Origin of the sequence: Sphaerisporangium sp. NPDC049002 (assembly GCF_040649355.1) — a bacterium.
Lineage (GTDB): Bacteria > Actinomycetota > Actinomycetes > Streptosporangiales > Streptosporangiaceae > Sphaerisporangium.
In genome coordinates, this window is record NZ_JBEZFH010000158.1 from 1 (window position 1) to 18,276 (window position 18,276).

Annotated in this window: 17 protein-coding genes; 9 read left to right on the forward strand and 8 right to left on the reverse strand. The window is 71.1% G+C overall.

Translation table 11 applies throughout. The features are described 5' to 3' along the window. Positions 1–68 precede the first annotated feature (68 nt). Together AB0B89_RS26120 and AB0B89_RS26125 are read left to right on the forward strand one after the other, a co-directional pair. Positions 69–278: a hypothetical protein gene (locus tag AB0B89_RS26120; protein ID WP_358558011.1), complete on the forward strand. Its 210-nt coding sequence runs from the start codon at positions 69–71 to the stop codon at positions 276–278. Further along, entirely contained in the window at positions 271–1,140 is an 870-nt protein-coding gene (locus AB0B89_RS26125) for an aldehyde dehydrogenase family protein (protein WP_358558014.1), read from the forward strand. Before AB0B89_RS26120 ends, AB0B89_RS26125 begins: the two co-directional genes overlap by 8 nt. A gap of 18 nt (positions 1,141–1,158) precedes the next feature. Here the strand turns inward: AB0B89_RS26125 and hrpB are convergent, their stop codons facing one another. Beyond that, entirely contained in the window at positions 1,159–3,606 is a 2,448-nt protein-coding gene (gene hrpB, locus AB0B89_RS26130; protein WP_358558017.1) for an ATP-dependent helicase HrpB, read from the reverse strand. A gap of 392 nt (positions 3,607–3,998) precedes the next feature. Here hrpB and AB0B89_RS26135 point away from each other — a divergent pair, with 392 nt between their 5' ends. Beyond that, the gene (locus tag AB0B89_RS26135; protein ID WP_358558020.1) at positions 3,999–5,027 is read left to right on the forward strand and encodes a YbhN family protein; all 1,029 of its coding nucleotides are present in this window, start codon (positions 3,999–4,001) and stop codon (positions 5,025–5,027) included. Here AB0B89_RS26135 and AB0B89_RS26140 read toward each other — a convergent pair. Beyond that, the gene (locus AB0B89_RS26140; protein ID WP_358558023.1) at positions 4,984–5,562 is read right to left on the reverse strand and encodes a hypothetical protein; all 579 of its coding nucleotides are present in this window, start codon (positions 5,560–5,562) and stop codon (positions 4,984–4,986) included. The two genes, AB0B89_RS26135 and AB0B89_RS26140, sit on opposite strands and share 44 nt — an antisense overlap. Before the next feature lie 157 nt (positions 5,563–5,719). Here AB0B89_RS26140 and AB0B89_RS26145 point away from each other — a divergent pair, with 157 nt between their 5' ends. Further along, complete coding sequence (locus tag AB0B89_RS26145; protein WP_358558026.1) at positions 5,720–5,911, forward strand: PspC domain-containing protein; 192 nt, start codon at positions 5,720–5,722, stop codon at positions 5,909–5,911. Between the two features lie 52 nt (positions 5,912–5,963). Beyond that, positions 5,964–6,617, forward strand: a complete 654-nt coding sequence (gene lipB, locus AB0B89_RS26150; RefSeq protein WP_358558029.1) for a lipoyl(octanoyl) transferase LipB — start codon at positions 5,964–5,966, stop codon at positions 6,615–6,617. A gap of 50 nt (positions 6,618–6,667) precedes the next feature. Here the strand turns inward: lipB and AB0B89_RS26155 are convergent, their stop codons facing one another. Together AB0B89_RS26155 and AB0B89_RS26160 are read right to left on the reverse strand one after the other, a co-directional pair. Beyond that, positions 6,668–8,227: an amino acid permease gene (locus tag AB0B89_RS26155; protein WP_358558032.1), complete on the reverse strand. Its 1,560-nt coding sequence runs from the start codon at positions 8,225–8,227 to the stop codon at positions 6,668–6,670. 50 nt (positions 8,228–8,277) lie between these two features. After that, positions 8,278–9,267 carry a choline/ethanolamine kinase family protein gene (locus AB0B89_RS26160; protein ID WP_358558035.1) on the reverse strand — a complete coding sequence of 330 codons (990 nt, stop codon included), beginning with the start codon at positions 9,265–9,267 and terminating at the stop codon, positions 8,278–8,280. Between the two features lie 71 nt (positions 9,268–9,338). Here AB0B89_RS26160 and AB0B89_RS26165 point away from each other — a divergent pair, with 71 nt between their 5' ends. Both AB0B89_RS26165 and AB0B89_RS26170 read left to right on the forward strand, forming a co-directional pair. Next, entirely contained in the window at positions 9,339–11,777 is a 2,439-nt protein-coding gene (locus tag AB0B89_RS26165) for an FAD-dependent oxidoreductase (protein ID WP_358558038.1), read from the forward strand. 189 nt (positions 11,778–11,966) lie between these two features. Then, positions 11,967–13,277 (forward strand): cytochrome P450, encoded by a 1,311-nt coding sequence (locus AB0B89_RS26170; protein ID WP_358558041.1) that lies wholly within the window; start codon positions 11,967–11,969, stop codon positions 13,275–13,277. Between the two features lie 173 nt (positions 13,278–13,450). Here AB0B89_RS26170 and AB0B89_RS26175 read toward each other — a convergent pair whose 3' ends face one another. From AB0B89_RS26175 to AB0B89_RS26185, 3 genes are all read right to left on the reverse strand, one after another. Continuing rightward, positions 13,451–14,338, reverse strand: a complete 888-nt coding sequence (locus AB0B89_RS26175) for a sugar kinase (RefSeq protein WP_358558044.1) — start codon at positions 14,336–14,338, stop codon at positions 13,451–13,453. A 138-nt stretch (positions 14,339–14,476) separates the two neighbouring features. Then, positions 14,477–15,022, reverse strand: a complete 546-nt coding sequence (locus AB0B89_RS26180; protein ID WP_358558047.1) for a type 1 glutamine amidotransferase domain-containing protein — start codon at positions 15,020–15,022, stop codon at positions 14,477–14,479. Positions 15,023–15,105: 83 nt separating this feature from the next. Beyond that, complete coding sequence (locus AB0B89_RS26185; protein WP_358558050.1) at positions 15,106–16,014, reverse strand: helix-turn-helix transcriptional regulator; 909 nt, start codon at positions 16,012–16,014, stop codon at positions 15,106–15,108. A gap of 261 nt (positions 16,015–16,275) precedes the next feature. On the opposite strand from AB0B89_RS26185, the gene AB0B89_RS26190 reads away from it, so the two are divergent. After that, on the forward strand, positions 16,276–16,773 hold the full coding sequence (locus tag AB0B89_RS26190; protein ID WP_358558053.1) for an ATP-binding protein: 498 nt from the start codon (positions 16,276–16,278) through the stop codon (positions 16,771–16,773). An 88-nt stretch (positions 16,774–16,861) separates the two neighbouring features. Further along, positions 16,862–17,773, forward strand: coding sequence for a LysR family transcriptional regulator (locus AB0B89_RS26195; RefSeq protein ID WP_358558056.1), 912 nt, complete (start codon positions 16,862–16,864; stop codon positions 17,771–17,773). Positions 17,774–17,837: 64 nt separating this feature from the next. Here AB0B89_RS26195 and AB0B89_RS26200 read toward each other — a convergent pair. Further along, positions 17,838–18,276 (reverse strand): serine hydrolase (locus AB0B89_RS26200; protein ID WP_358558059.1); only part of this gene is annotated, 439 nt, incomplete at its 5' end.

Here is an 18,276-nt window from a genome sequence, read left to right on the forward strand (position 1 = left end):
TCGACGAAGTACGCGCTGGCTCGGGAGGGCGCGCGAAGGCGGACGGCATGGACTGGAGGCGTATCTCGATGTCTGAGCACTGTGAGCACCGCCTGAGGCCGCGCCGGTCCCGGCGCGCGCAGATCACCCGCGGGCACGCCTACGGGCGGGCCGGCCGCACGAACTCGACCGCCCGCCAGGGGTGGTTCGCCCACCGCTGCGGGGTGAGCCGCTGCTGCCAGGTCTTCGTGCCGGCACGGCTCTCGCCCGAAGAGATGACCTGGAGAGGCGATGACTGAGCCCAGCAGGCTCGCCGTACGCAAGACGTACAAGCTGTACATCGGCGGGGCGTTCCCGCGTTCAGAGAGCGGAAGGTCCTACGTCGTGACCTCCTCGAAGGGGGACTTCCTCGCCAACGCCTCCCAGGCCTCGCGCAAGGACGCCCGCGACGCGGTGTCGGCCGCCCGCAAGGCGTTCCCCGGCTGGTCGGGCGCCACGGCGTACAACCGGGGGCAGATCCTCTACCGCGTCGCCGAGATGCTGGAGGGGCGCCGGGCCCAGTTCGTGTCCGAGCTGGTCGACGCCGACGGGGTGTCGGCGCGCAGGGCCGGGGAGCTGGTCGACGCGGCCGTCGACCGGCTGGTCTGGTACGCGGGCTGGTCGGACAAGATCGGAGCGGTGCGGGGCGCGGCGAACCCCGTCGCCGGGCCGTACTTCAACCTGTCCACCACCGAGCCGACCGGCGTCGTGGCGATCGTGGCTCCCCAGGAGGCGCCGCTTCTCGGCCTGATCTCGGTGATCGCCCCGGTGATCGTCACGGGCAACACCTGCGTGGCGGTGGCCTCCGAGCGGGCGCCGCTGCCGTCGATCACGCTGGCCGAGGTGCTGGCCACCTCCGACCTGCCGGGCGGCGTCGTCAACCTGCTCACGGGCAGGCCCGCCGAGCTCGCGCCGTGGCTGTCGTCCCACATGGACGTCAACGCGGTCGACCTCACGGGCTGCTCCGACGACCTGGCCGTGGCCTGCGAGCAGGACGCGGCCGAGAATCTCAAGCGCGTCCTGCGCCCGTCGGGGAAGACCGACTGGCTCGCCGACCCCGGCACCGGCCGGATGACCGCCTTCCTGGAGACCAAGACCGTCTGGCACCCCATCGGCATCTGACCCCACCGGCTCGCGGGATCAACCTGGCTTGCGCCGGTTGGTCCCCCGGGTCGGCGCGGCCGCGAGAGGGTCCTCGGGCCAGGGATGCTTCGGGTACCGGCCGCGCAGCTCGGCGCGCACCGCGCGGTAACCCTCGCGCCAGAAGGACGCCAGATCGGCGGTGACGGCGGCGGGCCTTCCCGCCGGGGACAGCAGGTGGATCACCAGCGGCACGCCGGCGACGCGGGGCGTCTCCTCCCAGCCGAACAGCTCCTGGAGCTTGGCCGCGAGCACCGGCTGGTCACCGGAGTAGTCCACCCGGATCCGTGACCCGGTGGGCACCGAGACCCGCTCGGGGGCCACCTCGTCGAGCCTGAGCTGCCACGTCAGCAGCCGCTTGAGTGCCGTGGCCACGTCCACCCGCGCGAGGTCGGAACGGCGGCGCAGGCGGGGCAGGTCCAGCCACCTCTCGGCGGCGGCGACCAGGCCCTCGTCGGAGACGTCCGGCCACGGCTCGCCCAGCACCCGGCGGCAGAACGCCATGCGCTCGCGCACCGCCACGGCCTCCGGCGTCCAGCGCAGCAGCGACAGCCCCTCCTTGCGCAGACCCGACAGGATCGCGTCCCGTACGTCGGCGTCCCGCAGCGCGACCGAGGCCAGCTCGACCGCCCCAAGGCGTTCCACCCGCCGCGCGACGACGTCGCCCTCCCAGCCGATCTCGTCCTCCACCTGGAGGAACGGCCCGGCGGCCTTCCTTGCCACGTCCTCGTCGATCACCACGGCCTGCCGCACCCGGGCGGAGGCGGCGCCGGCGGGCCGGTCGGCGACCGCGATCGCCAGCCACTCGGCAGAGGCCAGGCGCGAATCGCGGGGCAGCGTCGCGGCCGTACCCGAGACCATGAGATAGCCGCCGGAACGGCGGCGCGCCACCCGTTCGGGGTAGGCCAGCGCCACGACCAGCCCGGCCACCGCGTCGTCGGTCCCGCCGTGGCTCACCGAAGCCGCCGTGCCGGGCGCGTCGGTACGTACGGCCTGGTTCAGGCGGCGGGTCTCCCTCCGCCAGTCCCGCGATCCGCTGCGGCGGGCCTCGCGCCAGACCGCCACGAGGTCGTCGGGGGCGGAGCGGGGAAGCTCGTCCGACAGCAGGGCGACCACTTCGGCGGCGGCCGGTGGACCGTCGAGCAGCGCGCGGGCGAGCCGGGGATGGACGCCGATGCCGGCCATGCGGCGGCCCCGCTGGGTCACCCGCCCGTCCTCCAGCGCGCCGAGCGCGTGCAGCGTACGGCTCGCCACGGCCATGGAGGCGGCGGGAGGCCGGTCGAGCAGCGAGAGCGTGGAGGCGTCGGGCGTGCCCCAGCAGGCGGCCTGCAGGGCGAAGCCCGTCAGGTCGGCCAGGGCGATCTCGGGCTGGGCGTGGTCGGGCAGCCGCCAGTGCTCGGCGGCCGTCCAGCACCGGTAGACGACGCCCGGGGCCTCGCGCCCGGCGCGCCCGGCCCGCTGGTCGGCGGACGCCCTCGACACCCGTACGGTCGTCAGCGACCCGAGGCCCCTGCCCTGGTCGGTGCGCGGCTCACGCGCCAGCCCGGCGTCGACCACCACCCGCACCCCGGGGACGGTGAGGCTCGACTCGGCCACCGAGGTCGCGAGGATCACCCGCCTGCGCGGGCCGGACGAGAGCACCGCGTCGAGCGTGCCGGCCCTGCCGTGGATCTGCAGGACGTCGGCATCGGGCAGGCCCGTCAGCGCACCGGCCACTCTCGCGATCTCCCCCACTCCCGGCAGGAAGCACAGCACGTCACCGGCCCGCTCGTCCAGGGCACGGCGTACGACCCCGGCGACGTGGGCGAGCAGCGCGGGGTCGACGCGCATGCCGTGGGGCGGGGATACGGGCTTCGCGGGGGGCGCCCAGACGATCTCGACCGGATGCGTCGTGCCCGAGGCGTGCACCACGGGGGCGTCGCCCAGGAGCCGGGCCCAGGGGGCGGCGTCCGCGGTGGCCGAGGTGGCGACGAGCCGCAGGTCGGGGCGGAGGGTCGCGCGGACGTCCAGCAGGAACGCGAGCGCGGTGTCGGCGTCCAGGTGCCGCTCGTGACACTCGTCGAGCAGCACGGCGTCGACGCCTTCCAGCTCAGGATCGCGCTGGAGCCGCTGGAGCAGCACGCCGGTCGTCATCACCTGGACGTGGCGTCCGGGCCGGTGCTCGCCGCGCATGGTGAAGCCGACCTCCTCGCCGACCTCCGACCGGAGCATCCACGCCATGCGCCGGGCCGCCGCGCGGGTCGCGATGCGCCGGGGCTCGGCGACGATCACGCGGCGGAGGGGTCCGCCCGCGTCCAGACCGGCGAGGACGAGCGGGACCAGGGTCGTCTTGCCCGTGCCGGGAGGGGCGGTGAGGACGGCGGCGCCGTCCTTCTCCAGCGCCTCGCGAAGCTCCGGCAGGGCGTGCCGCACGGGAAGGGCGCTCGCCCGTGCGTCATCCACAGGCATGGTCGTCGCCTGTCGGGTCGTGGTCTGCGGTCGTGGATCGCACGTGAGTGCCCGTCCTTTACGGTGACGAAGCGCACCGGCATGGTTCAGTCGAGCAGGAGATCGCCGTTCGGGCTCGACGCGAACGGTGGCCTGCTCGGCGCGCGCTTCGTGCCCGAATGGTACGCGCCATCCGTGCGGTGCGGGGTTCCGCCGAGCCGGTCGCACCATGCCAAACGGCAGCCGCTAGCATCTGATAGTTGCTGTCGAATTGGCCGCACCTTTCCCGGAACCCGACCGGCCGACCGGCCGAGCCGTTGCGGGAAACCGGAAACATCGGGCGGGGTATCTGTCGCGATCTGGCACTCGCCCGGCCCGCTGATCAACGTCATGATCCTCACGAGGAGGCGATGATGGCGTGTCAGAGTACGGTGGCACCGGTCCAGGCCCCGGCGGTGCCCACCACCCCATCTCGTAACCCCGGCGCGGGCCGCCGGGCGGCCGTCCGATCGCTCATGGTCGCGGCCGTGGTCTGCGTGGTCTTCCTGTTCCGCGACCGGCTGCCGAGCCCGGCGGAGGTCTGGAAGCTCATCGCCGCCGCGCATCCCGGCTGGCTGATCGTCGCCGTCGTGGCCGAGACGTCCTCCATGCGGGCCTTCGCCCGGCTGATCAGGCATCTGCTGGTGGCGGGCGGCGCCAAGCTCACGCTGCCGCGCGCCGTGGCGGTCACCTACGCGCGCAACGCCGTGTCGAACTCCCTGCCCGGCGGCCAGGTGCTCAGCGTGGCCTACACGACCCGGCAACTGCGCCGCCTCGGGGCCACGACCCCGCTGATCGCCGCGACCCTGGTGCTCACCGCCGTGTTGTCCACCATGACCTTCGTCGCGCTCGGCGCCGTGGCGCTGCTGGCGGAGCCCGCGACCCGGATCACGGCGCTGTGGGCCTTCATCGCGGCCGGTCTCGGGGTCCTCGCGCTGGTGACGTTCCGGCCGAGGGTGCCGGCCAGGTGGCTCTCGGGAGCCCGTACGGAGGCGGTGCTCGCCCAGCTGCGCGGCGCGCGGGCGGCCATCACGCTCACTCCGCGCGACCGCGTCGTCCTGCCCGGCCTAGCCCTGCTCAACTGGCTGCTCGACCTGGCCTGCCTGGCGGCCGTATGCGCCGCCACCGGCGTCTCCGTCGGCCCGCACACGGTGCTGCTCGGCTACGTCGCCGCCAAGGCGGCGGGGGTGCTGGCGCTCGTGCCGGGCGGGCTCGGCATCGCCGAGATCGGCATGGCCGCGACTTTCGTCAGCGCGGGCATGACGGGAGTGGCCGCGGCCGCCGTCGTGGCGATCTACCGTCTGATCTCCTACTGGGCGGTGCTCATCGCCGGATGGACCGCCTGGCTGGTGCTGAACGTCATCGCGACTGCAGGGCGTCGAGAGCCACCGCCATCGCGATGATCAGACGCCGGTCGAGTCGCGGGTCGTTGATGTCCACGATGTACCGGTCGCGCAGGCCCCACTTGCGGTCGACCGAGAAGGCGATCTGGGCGCCCACGCCGAAGTCGAAGTGGTAGGGCAACCACGAGAGCGAGTCGACGAACCGGCGCAGGAGGCTGACGAAGACGTTGCGCTCCTGCCCTGTGAAGGTCGGCATGCCGGGCTGCTGGAAGTGCCACGTCGACCGGATCAGCGACGCGGCGAACTCCTTCTTGAAGAAGCCGATCGGCTGGCCGGCGTGGTCCACGACGTCGTATCCACTGCCGAGGTCGATCACCTTGCGCGCCTTGAACCCGGCGAGCACGAACTGCCTCGAATCGTCGGTGTAGAGCGTGACCTGCTCCTTGAACGCCATCCGCTTCTGCTCGGCGAAGGCGACCATCGGACCTTCCGACCCATCGGGCTGCTCCAGATGGACCACATAACGGTTCACCATCATGGTGATCTTCTGGCGCACGAGCAGGCGGGTTTGCGCCTGCAGGGTTTGGGGGTCCACTTTTGTTCTCCATAGTCAGGGGATTGCCACTCTAAGGCTTTTCGTACCGGTCCTACGCCTGCGTCCCAACCAGGAATGGGCGACGAATGACTTTCCAGGAACGGGGCAGGAGACTGGATCGTTGGGCAGAGTGAAGCGAATCGGGGGAGGAGCCGCTATGTATCGGTCAAGAGAGCACAAGATGATCGCGGGTGTCTGTGGTGGTATCGCGGAGAAGTGGGGCTGGGCGCCCACCATGGTGCGCCTGCTGTTCGTTCTCTCCTGTGTCCTTCCTGGACCGCAGTTCATCATCTACCTGATCATGTGGGCCTTCATCCCGAAGGCTCCCGCCCGCGCCGGTCAGTGGTGATCCGCCCCGGCTGTGCCGTAAACGTCTATTCGTAGGACGTATGCTCGGAGTCGTGAGCGAGCGAACCATACGGGCACGGCCACTGGCCCTGATCCAGGACGACCTGGTCGACTACGAGAAGGCCATGGAACGCATGACCGAGCTGGTCGGCGCGCGGCAGCGTGACGACCAGCCGGACACGTTGTGGCTGCTCAGTCACCCGCAGGTCTTCACGGTCGGGAAGAGGACCGCCGCCGAGCACCTTCCCGACCCCTCATACGGCATCCCCGTCGTCCCCACCGGCCGGGGGGGTCAGCTGACCTACCACGGGCCGGGGCAGCTCGTGGGCTACCTGATCGTCAAGCTCCGCGCCGACGAGGGGGTCGTCGACTACGTCCGCGAGGTGGAGCTCCGGCTGGTCGAGGCGCTGGAGAAGCTCGGACTCCCGTCGGAGCGCCGTGAGACCCCGCAGGGTTCGGAGCTGCTCACGGGCGTCTGGACGCGCGAGACGGGGCGGAAGATCGTCTCGATCGGTATGCGGGCCGGCAGGGGCGTCACCAGCCACGGCTTCGCGCTGAACGTCGACGGCGACCTCGACCCCTGGCACCACGCCGTCCCCTGTGGCATGCCGGACGTCGACATGACCTCGCTGGCGCGCGAGCTGGCCGGCCCGCCGTCCTCCGAGCACGTCCGCCGGGTGGTCTCCGAGGTGTTCGAGGCGGTCTGAGACGCCCGCCGTACGGCCCGCGCGCGGCGGGCCGTACGGCGGAGAAGAGCTCAGGCGACGGGCTCGGAGTCACCCAGCGGGACGTCCTCGATGTTGCGGCGGGGCCCGGTGAACCAGTGCCGGGCCGACAGCGCCCACCACAGGGCGATGCCGATCAGCACCGCGCCTACCGCGAGCGGCGCGTAGTTCACCGAGGTCCAGGTGAAGTCCGCGTTGCCCGGCACGCCGGCCGGGCTGATCGGCATGATGAAGTAGATCGAGATGATGATGATCTCGACCACCGCGATCCAGCCCATCACCTTGTACTTGCCGCCCAGCGTCCACGGCCCCGGCTTGAACGCGGCGCCCATGCGCAGGCGCAGCCAGATCGGGATGAGGAACGCCAGGTAGAGCCCGATCACGGCGATCGAGACGACGGCCAGGAACGCGACGGGGGTCGTGGTGCCCTCCGGCGCGTACAGGGCGGGGATCGTGATCAGCAGGGCCACGACGCAGCCGGCGATGATCGCGTTGACCGGCGTCTTGTTCCTGTCGACGCGCGACCACAGCCTCCAGCCGGGGACGGCGCCGTCACGGGAGAACGCGTAGGTCATGCGGGACATCGACGTCACGCAGCTCATGCCGCAGAAGAACTGCCCGATCGTCGAGATGCCGAAGATCACGGTCGCGAGGCCGGGCGTCAGCGACGAGGTGAAGATCGCGCCGACGAAGCCCGCCTCCTTGTTGACGGCGTCGACGTCGGTGGCCGCGAACAGGAAGGCCAGGAGCAGCACCCAGCCGCCGATCGCCGAGTAGAAGATCGACTTCCAGAGCCCCTTGGCCGCGCTCATGGCCGCGCCCTGCGTCTCCTCCGACACGTGGGCGCAGGCGTCGAAGCCGGTGATCGTGTACTGCGTGAGCAGGAAGCCGAGCGGCAGGACGTACAGCCAGAACGTCAGGCCCGAGGAGCTGGACCCGAAGCCCGAGTTGTTGAACTGCTCGAACAGGAAGCCCACGTTCTGGTGCTTGGGCGGGCCGAAGATCAGGATGAGGACGACCACGGCCGCGCCGAAGACGTGCCACCACACCGAGATGTTCTGCAGGATCGAGATGAGCCGGTGGCTGAAGATGTTGATCAGCGCGTGCAGCACGAGCACGATCGCGAACAGCAGGAACGTCTGCCGCAGCGGGTCGCCCTGCGCCCAGCCGTCGCTGAACCGGCCGATGGTGATGTTGAGGAAGGTGGCGCAGCCGTAGTCCACAGAGGCGGTGACCGCGATGAGCCCGATCAGGTTGAGCCAGCCGGTGAACCATCCGTGGATGGGCTTGCCCAGCTTGGCCGCCCACCAGTAGATGCCACCCGCGGTCGGGTAGGCGGACACCAGCTCGGACATGCACAGGCCGATGATGAGGATGAAGATCGAGATCAGCGGCCAGCCGATGGAGATGGCGATCGGGCCGCCGTTGTTCCATGCCTGGCCGAACGTCGTGAAGCAGCCGGCGAGGATCGAGATGATCGAGAAGGAGATCGCGAAGTTGGAGAAGCCACTCCAGCTTCGCGAGAGCTCCTGCTTGTAACCGAGCTCGGCCAGGCGTTCGGCATCGTCGTCGAGGTAAGACTGCTGGGCCATCAGGCCTCCTTGCGTGGCGCGGGTGATGCGGTGCCGCGGGTGGCTAGACGTCAGGCCGGTGGGAACGGCGGAGACGGCGCGGCCGGAGGAGAGGGGCTGCGTGGATCGGGGTCCCGGGGCCGTCGCCGGCCTCGGACGTCGTCGATGAGCAGGCCGAGTCCGGGATCGTTGAGGTCCCGTACGGCCTGCGCGAACTTGTCGGCCGCTTCGGCGTCGTAGTCGAAGTCGGCGGCAGCGGCCTGCTCGGCGAGCAGGCCGTGGTGGACGCTGAACCACAACGTCCAGGTGAAGTTGGACATAATCAGATAAAGCTGGACTCTTGACGCGGGATCCTCGTCCCCGAAGTAGGCACGCGTCAACCGCTTGACCATTTCTTGGTCGTAATCCGCCTCGGCCGCGATGTCCCCCAGCTCGAAGGCCGGGTCGTTGTTCCCCGAGAGCTGGTAGTCCACGATGCGCACCGCCGAGCCGTCGAAGATGAAGTTCTCCGGCAGCAGGTCGTTGTGGCAGGGCACGGTCGGCACCCGCCGTACGGCCAGCGCCTCCTCGATCGCGGCCACGGCCGGCAGCCAGTCCTCGTAGCCCCCGGGGATCCGCAGCGCGTGGGCGTGGCAGAGCGCCAGCAGCTCGTCCAGCTTGCGGAAGATCGAGAAGTCGGTCGCGAAGCGCGGCCCCGCGTGCAGGCGGTGGCAGGCCTCGGCGATGCCCTCGGTCATCGCCGGATCCCGCACGGCCGCAGCGTCGAGCGTGGGGCCTTCGATGTACTCCAGCAGCACCGCGCCGGGGAGCCGGAGCAGCACCTTCGCGCCGACCCCGGCCTGGGCGGCCCTGGCCGTGTTGACGATCTCCAGATCGAGGGGGATGCCGAGCCCGGCGGCCGAGACCCCGGGGTCGAGGATCCGCAGCAGCCAGCGGTCGCCCGCCTCGGTGTCCACCCGGACGATGCGGTGGCTCAGGCCACCCTTGATCTGGGTATGGGTGACCGGTCGGCCGGCCCAGGCCGTCACGAGTTCGAGTGCCGAGCTGAGGACATCTGGCACGCGGGCCTCCTTTGGTCTACCTTCAGACCATTGATCCGATTCTGCGGGTTGGGTGTTACACGGGGGTACCAATGGTGAAACTTCCCGCCGAGGCGCAGGCTGTTGTCGTCGGTGGCGGTGTCGCCGGGTGCAGTGTCGCCTACCACCTGGCACGACTCGGCTGGACGGACGTCATCCTGCTCGAACAGCACGAGCTGACGGAAGGGACCACGTGGCACTCGGCCGGATTCGTCGGCCAGCTCAGGTCCACCGTCACCCAGACCCGCATGATCATGTACTCGGCCGGGCTGTATCCCGAGCTCAGGGATCTGACCGGGCTCGACCCCGGCTGGCACGGCGCGGGCGGCCTGCGGCTCGCCACCACCGCCGAGCGGCTGGAGGAGCTGCTCCGCCAGGCCGGCGCCGCCGAGACGTACGGGCTCGACCTGGACGTCCTGTCGGCGGCCGAGGCGCGGGACCTGCTGCCCCTGATGGAGGTCGGCGACGTGCGCGCGGCCCTGTGGCTGCCGGGCGACGGCTGGCTCGACCCGGCGAGCCTCGCGCGGGCCCTGGCGGCGGGCGCGGAGAAGCTCGGCGTGCGCATCGTGACCGGTGCGCGGGTCACCGGGCTGGACGTCCAGGACGGCCGGATACGCGGCGTCCGGGTGGGCGAGCAGGTCATCGCCACGGAGACCGTGGTCAACGCGGCGGGGGCGGCGGCCGGGAAGATCGGGCGGCTGGCGGGGGCCGACATCCCGATCGTGCCGATCAAACACCAGTACGTCGTGACGCGGCCGTTCGGGGTGCCCGCGAGCACGCCGACCGTTCGCGACCCGGACAACATCGTGTACTTCCGGGAGGAGGGCGGCGGCATCCTCGTGGGCGGCTACATCCGCACCCCGGAGATCTGGGAGGCGGAGGCGCCGCTGGCCGAGCCACGGACCCTCTTCGCCCCCAATATGCCGAAATTTCGTGAATCGTGGGAGTCGGCGTGCCGGCGGCTTCCCGAGCTCCGCGACCTGGCCCGCACGGAGAGCGGCGGCGGCCAGGACCCCGCCGCCTTCGCCAAGGTCGTCCACGGGCCCGAGGCGTTCACCCCCGACGGGGAGTTCCTGCTCGGGGAGACCGCGGTGGCCGGGCTGTGGGTCGCCGCCGGGTTCTGCGTCCACGGGCTCGCGGCGGCGGGCGGCGTCGGCAAGGTCATGGCCGAGTGGATCGTCGACGGCTCGCCTGAGTACGACGTCTTCGGCATGGACGTCCGCAGGTTCGGTTCCCACGCGCGCGGCTCCCGATGGGCGCGTGCCAAGGCACTCGACTCCTACAGCAAGTACTACGACGTGGTGTACCCGGGCGAGGAGCGTACGGCCGCTCGCCCGCTGCGCCGCTCGCCCGCGTGGGCGCGGCACGTGGAGCTCGGCGCCGAGTTCGGCGAGAAGGCCGGCTGGGAACGGGTCAACTGGTTCTCCCCCGGCGACGCGCGCGAGGGCGAGGAGTTCCGGCCCGCCGGATGGGCCGGGAAGTTCTGGTCGCCCGCGATCAGGGCCGAGTGCCTGGCGACCCGCGACGCCGCCGGGCTGTTCGACCAGACCTCGTTCTCCAAGCTGGAGATCACCGGGCTGGCCGGCCTCCAGCGGCTCTGCGCCAACGACCTCGACCGGCCCGCCGGCTCGGTGGTCTACACCCAGATGCTGAACGAGCGCGGGGGCATCGAGGCGGACGTGACCGTGACCCGGCTGGCCGGCGATCGGTTCCGCATGGTCACCGGCACGGCCTTCGGCGTGCACGACGCGGCCTGGCTGCGCCGCCACGGGCTCGACGTGCGGGACGTCACCTCGGCGTACGCCTGCTACTGCCTGTGGGGGCCCAAGGCGCTCGACATCCTCGGCGAACTGACCGGCGACGACCTGACCTTCGGCTACATGCGGGCGCGGGAGATCAGCGTCGGGCTCGTGCCGGTGCTGGCGCAGCGCGTCACCTTCGCCGGCGAGTTCGGGTGGGAGCTCTACTGTCCTACCGAGTACGGGCTGACCCTGTGGGACGCGCTGATGGAGGCCGGACTGCCGCACGGCATGCGCCCCGCGGGCTACCGGGCCCTGGACTCCCTGCGGCTGGAGAAGGGCTACCGCGTCTGGGGGCTCGACATCACGCCGGAGACGACGCCCATCGAGGCAGGCCTGGGCTTCGCCGTTCACGGGGACAAGGACTTCGTCGGCCGTGACGCGCTGGGCGCCCCCCGGTACGCGCTGCGCTGCCTCGTGCTCGCCGACCCCAGGCAGATCTGCCTCGGCGGAGAGCCGGTGCGGGTCGGAGGCATCCCCGCGTCCCGGGTGACCAGCGGCGGGTACGGCCACCGCGTCGACCGCTCGATCGCCTACGCCTACCTGCCGGCCGGCGAGCCCGGCGCCGAGAGCACGGAGCTCACCGGCCGGGTCGAGGTCGGCGTCAACGGCGGGTGGGTCACCGCCGAGATCGCCGGCGAGCCGCTCTACGACCCGAGCAACAAGCGCGTCCGCCGCCTCCCCGGCTCGTAGAGGCGTCCCAGGGGTTGACGGGGCTTACACCGGTTCGACAGTTCCGTGAAGCAGGGTTGAGACGTACCAGGAACGCGCATAGAACTACGCGGTCCTCTTGACTGCGCGGTGGCCGCGTCGAGCACCGCGGAGCCGGAAACAGGAGGGAACACCAGGCGGAACATCACCCAACGCCCGAGGAGGGCAAGCATGGGCACTTCGGCCGATCACAGCACGGCCAGCACCGACGACACACCCGGTGGCGCGGGCGCCGCCACCATGGCGGCCACGGTCAACATGATGGACCTGGAGCTGATGAGGGACCCCTTCGGCGGGTACTCCCGGATGCGCGAGCAGGCACCCCTCGTACGGGGCTCCTTCTTCGGACGCGGCACGCGGATCTGGCTGGTCACCAGGTACGACGACGTCAAGATGGTGCTCGGGGACCCCCGGTTCGTGAACAACCCGGCCAGCGTGCCGGGCCTGGACATCGAGAACATCCGCGAGAAGGAGATCGAGGCCCGGGGCATCCCCAAGGAGTACGCGCAGTACGTGCTCGACAGCGTCCTGGACGCCGACGGCGCCGACCACATCCGGCTGCGCAAGCTGGTGTCACGCACGTTCACCGCCCGCCGGGTCGCGGAGCTGCGGCCACGCGTGGAGGAGATCACCGAGGGCCTGCTCGACAGGCTCGCGGCCACGGCCGAGGGCGGTGTCGTGGAGCTGATGGAGCACTTCTCCTACCCGCTGCCGATCACCGTCATCTGCGAGCTGGTGGGCATCCCCGAAGAGGACCGCGCGCAGTGGCGAGAGTGGGGAAAGGCGCTCGTCACGCTGCAGTCGGGAGGCATGGCGACCGCCCTGCGGGACATGATCACCCACATCCACGAGCTGATCGAGCGGCGCCGCGCCGCCCCCACCGACGACCTGCTCACCGGGCTCATCCGCACGCACGACGAGGACGGCGACCGGCTCAGCGACACCGAGATGGTCACGCTCGTCCTGACCCTCGTGCTGGCGGGACACGAGACCACGGCCCACCTCATCGGCAACGGGACCGCCGCCCTGCTCGCCCATCCCGACCAGCTCGACCTTCTCAGGAAGGATCCGGGGCAGATGCCCCGGGCCGTCCACGAGCTCATGCGCTGGTGCGGTCCCGTACAGGCGACCCGGCTGCGCTACGCCGCTCAGGACGTCGAGATCGGCGGCATGCCGGTGCGCAAGGGGGAGGCGGTCATGGCGGTGCTGGTCGGAGCCAACTACGACCCCCGGGAGTTCGACCACCCCGAAAGGCTCGACATCACCCGCGAGCCGGACGGGCGCCGGGAGAACCACGTGGGGTTCGGGCACGGCCTGCACTACTGCCTGGGCGCGGCGCTCGCCCGCCAGGAGGGCGAGGTCGCGTTCGCGGCACTGCTCCGGCGCTTCCCCGACCTGGCCCTGGCCGTCGAACCGTCCGAGCTGGAACGCCAGCCGATGCCGGGCTCCTGGCGGCTGGCCCGGCTGCCGCTGAAACTCTGACCCACCCGTGAGCCGCGGGCGGAACCGGTTTGGCGAGGGATCCGGTTCCTGAGGCGGTGACGAACGGCCCGCCCGCCGCCCTGGGGAACGCCACGGGCGGCGGGCTTCCGCATGCCCTCGACCTCGCGGACCTGCGAAGATCCGGGAGTGCTGACCGGCCTTCGCGGCGGAGCTCAGAACGTGAGCGGGGGAAGCTCGGCGCGGGTGGGGAGGCCCTGCCAGGGGCTCCCGCTGGCCACTGTGAAGGCGGCCAGCGCGCACCCCCGGCGCAGCCGATCGGTCGGATGCAGCTCCTCCAGGAGCCCGCTGAGGTACCCGGCGGCGAAGGAGCCTCCGGCGCCCACCGGGTCCACGACGCTCACGGGCGCGGCCTGCGCGTCGTACCGCATGCCGTTGATCGTGGCGCTCGCGCCCTTGGCGCCCCTGGTGACCACCAGCTCGCGGATCGTTCCAATGACCGGCTCGATGAGCTGCAACTCGTCCTGGTTGGCGAACAGGACGTCGGCTCCGGTCGCCAGCTCGTTGAGCGCCTCGACGGCCTCCTGGCGGTCGACCCAGAGCTGCGGCCGGTAGTTCACGTCGACCGAGACGGCCGTGCCGGAGTCCCTGGCGAGCTTGATCGCGTGGTGGGCGGCGCTCCAGGCGGTGCCGCTCAGCGCCGGGGTGATGCCGGTGATGTGCAGCACCTTGGCCGACTGCAGGGCGCGCGCGGGGACGTCGCCCGGCCCGAGCCGGGACCCGGCGGACCCGCCCCGGTAGTGGACGACGTGGCCGACCCGGCCGATGCGCCGCTGCCTGATCGCCATGCCGGTTGGAGCGCCGGGGTCGGACTGCGCGTGGGAGACGTCGACCCCCTCGCCGCGCAGCACCGTGAGCACCCGGGCGCCCAGCTCGTCGGCGCCGACCCTCCCCAGCCAGGTCACGGAGTGGCCGAGCCGGGCGAGGCCGACGGCGGCGGTGAACTCGGCCCCGGCGACGTCGAGACGTACGTCGGTGTCGTGGCGGAGACGGTCGGCGGAGATGACACCCAGCGCCTCTCCGAGCGTGAAGACCTCGGTCATGTCAGGATCTTTCGTGCCATGCGACAACGCCCATCTGCCGCGGATGGCCGAAAGCATGGCAGAGACCGATGTCACTCACAATGAGATGACGACTTCGGCATCTCCCGCGGCATGACCGCCGGTTCGCGGACGGCCCGCCTAGCCGCTGAAGGCGTCGACGGCGGCCTGGCAGAAGGCCTTGAGGTCGTCGGGCCTGCGGCTGGTGATGAGCGTGTTCGGGCCGTTCGTACAGATCATCACTTCCTGGTCGACCCAGGACGCCCCCGCGTTGTGCAGGTCGGTCTTGAGGCTGGGCCAGGAGGTCATCGCGCGGTCGCCCACGACGCCCGCCTCGATGAGCGTCCACGGCGCGTGGCAGATCGCCGCGACCGGCTTGCCGGCGTCGAAGAACGCCCCCGCGAACCGCACGGCGTTCGCGTCGAGCCGCAGGTTGTCGGGGTTGGCGACGCCGCCGGGCAGCACGAGGCCGTCGAAGTCGCCGGCGCTGACCTCCTCGACGGTGGCGTCGACGTCGAACGTGTCCGCCTTGTCGAGGTGGTTGAAGGCCTGCACCTTGCCCGGCCGGGTGGAGATCAGCCGGGGGGTTCCTCCGGCCTGCTCCACGGCCTTCCACGGCTCGATGAGCTCGATCTGCTCGATCCCCTCGGGGGCCACCAGAAAGGCGATCGTCTTGCCCTGAAGCATGTTGACTCCTCTGAGCTGCGTTTCCTTCCTCGCTAGCCCCGTGCCCGGCATCTTGGGGTGTATGCGCCGGAGCCTTCGGAGTCTCACATCTCCTTGAGGAGCGTCTCCAGGAACCGCCTGGACTCGGCCACGGTGGACGCCTCGACGCACAGGCGGTCCATGACCTTCATGTACGGGTCGGTCTCCTCGCGCTTGTCGAGGTACAGGGCGCTGGTGAGCTGCTCCATGTAGACGACGTCGGGGATCTCGCGCTCGTGGAACCGAAGGATGGTGAACGGTCCGCCCGCCGCCGCGTGCCCGCCGTGGCCGAACGGGACGATCTGAAGGGTGATCGTGGGCGACGCGGTCAGCTCCAGGAGGTGCTCGACCTGCGCGCGCATGACCTTCGGGCCCCCAAGCGGGCGCCGGAGCGCCGCCTCGTCGAGCAGGGCCCAGAACTTCGGGCCGTCGGAGCAGGCGATGCGCTGCTGCCGGGCCATCCTCAGGGAGATGCGGCGGTCGATCTCCTCCGTGGGCGCTTCCGAGTGGCCGAGCCTGATCACCGCACGGGCGTAGTCCTCCGTCTGCGTGAGGCCGGGGACGAACTGGATCTCGTACGTGCGGATGACGGAGGCGGCCTCCTCCAGCCCGACGTAGAGCTCGAACCACGTGGGGAGCAGGTCGCTGTACTTGTGCCACCAGCCCGGCGCGTTGGCCTTCTCGGCCAGATGGAGGAACGTGGCGCGCTCCTCGGACTCGCCCACGCCGTACATGGTGAGCAGGTCGGCGACGTCGCGGGTCTTGAAGCCGACCCGGCCGAGCTCCAGACGGCTGATCTTGGCGTGGGAGGCGCGGATGGCCTCGCCCGCCTGCTCGCGCGTGATGCCCTTGGCCGTGCGCAGGCGGCGCAACTGGGAGCCCAGGAGGATGCGGAGCGCGGTGGGCCCGCCTCGGGTGGTGTGGGCAAGGAGATGCCCGTCAGGAGAATCGTCAGACCCCAGCGCCGAAATCATGCGAGCTCCCTGGAGCCTCGGATGAATGAGCCGACAGTGTCTCATCCTCGGGTGTCGGTCGTATACCGCGTCTCACAGAGTGGGTCTTTTCGGACTAACCCCCCAGAATGACCCCTGTTTTAAGAGTGAATGTCACAGTTCCGTGAGAAAAGAGCGGCCTGCACGTGCATCTGTCCTTGCATCCGTACGCAACGTGAAGAAAGATTGACTGTCCACGTCATGTCCCGACCGCGTGAACGGCCCAACGTAGTGAGGACCTTGATGACCGCACACCACCTGGCACGCCGCCAGTCCGTTGTACGGGGTGAGGCTCCCTGGTGGCTGCTGCCCGCGATGGAGGACAACCTCTGGGAGCCCGTCGCGGAGCTGCGGGCCCTCGGCCGTACGGGCGCGTCGGTCAAGATGGCACGGGACTTCACGGTGACGACTCTGAGCAACTGGGGTCTTGACGAGCTGACCTGCGACGCCCGTCTGGTCGTCTCCGAGCTGGTCAGCAACGCCGTGCGGCACGCCGGGGAGCCCACCCGGCTCCGCCTGCTCCACCGCGCGTCCCACGTGGTGTGCGCCGTCTTCGACCCCGAGGACCGGCCGCCGGTCGTCACGGAGGCCGACTACTTCGCCGAGAGCGGCAGGGGCCTGTGGCTGGTCGAGAGCCTGAGCTGCTCCTGGGGCTGGCGGCTCCAGGAGGGCCACGGAAAGCTGGTGTGGGCCGCCTTCACCGCTCCCTTCGTACTCGGCCGCGACCGCACCTCCGCCTGACGCCCGCCGGGGTCGTGCCTCCCCGTGAGGCCCCGCCGGGGTGCCCGACCTGCCCCGACCTGTCCCGGTCTGCGCCGATACTGGGGGGGTGCTGAGCAGTCACCGCCTCAGGGTGCTCCTGGAGGTCTTCCGCACCGGCAGCATCGCCGGAGCGGCGCGGAGCCTGCGCCTTTCGCCGTCCGCCGTGTCCCATCAGCTCTCCCGGCTGGAGGAGGAAGCGGGCATCGGGCTGGTCGAGCGTGACGCGCACAGCCTGCGCCTCACCGCGGCCGGGCGCCGGCTCGCCACCCGGGCGCAGGAGGTGCTCGACATCATCGAGGCCGCCGAGAAGGATCTGCTCGCCCAGGCGCGGGCGGACTCCGGGCAGCTGAGCATCGGCTTCTTCGCCTCCGCCGGCTACCGGCTGCTGCCCCTGGCGCTGTCGACGTTCAGCGCCCGGCACCCCGGCGTGGAGCTCGACCTGGTCCTCGGCCAGCCGCACGAGCTTCTTCCCGACCTCGAACGCGGCGCGCTCGACGTGCTCGTGGTGTTCGAGAACGCCCTGGACCCCTGGAAGGCTCCCGACGGCGTCGAGGTGATCCACCTGTTCGACGAGCCGCAGCTCCTGGTCGTGCCGGTGGGGCATCCGGCCGGGCAGCGCCCGAAGGTACGGCTGGCCGACCTGGCCGACGAGCCCTGGATCACCACCTACGGCACCGGCACGCCGGTCTCGGTGCTGGAGCGTGCCAGCGCGCTGGAAGGCTTCAGCCCGGCCATCCGCTGCCGCAGCGACCACTACGAGGTCACGCTCGGGCTCGTACGGGCCGGGCTGGGCGTGGCGCTGGTGCCGAGCCTCGGCGCGCAGGGCGCCACGGGGATCCACGTCTGCCGGGTCGAGGGGCCGAAGCTCTTCCGCCGCATCGGCGCGGCCATACGGCCCACCAACCCGAACCCGGCGCTGCGCTCCTTCATCGACTACCTGCGCGACGCCTCGGCCCAGCTACGCAACGCCCAGCGCTGACCCCTCACCATCCTGGCCGGACCGGATGCCCCGTACCGGTCACTCGCGCCGACCAACGCGTCGGTCACTCGCGCCGCAGGGCCAGGGCGCCGATCCTCAGCCCGGCCTGCCGTACGGCCTTGACCAGGTCGTGCTCCTGGCCCGCCGGTCCACTGGCCAGCACGGCGTAGCCGACGCCGCGGGCGCCGACCAGCACGCCCACATCCGTACGGACGCCGGTGTCGGTGCCCGTCTTGTTCGCCACCCAGACGGTGCCGGGCGGAGCCGCCGAGGGGATGACGCGGTCCTCCGGCTCGTGGGGGAGCAGGGCGGGCACGAGGCTCCTGTCGGTGTTGTGCGCCATCCAGCCCAGCAGCATCGCCTTCCACGGCGCCTCGTCCGTACCGTCCGCGACCAGCAGAGCGGCGAACCGGGCCAGCTCGGCGGCCGTGCCCACCGAGAAGGTGGGAGCGGGAGGTTCCCCTTCCCGGTCCGCAGCGCGCCCAGCCCCGCGTCGGGCAGCG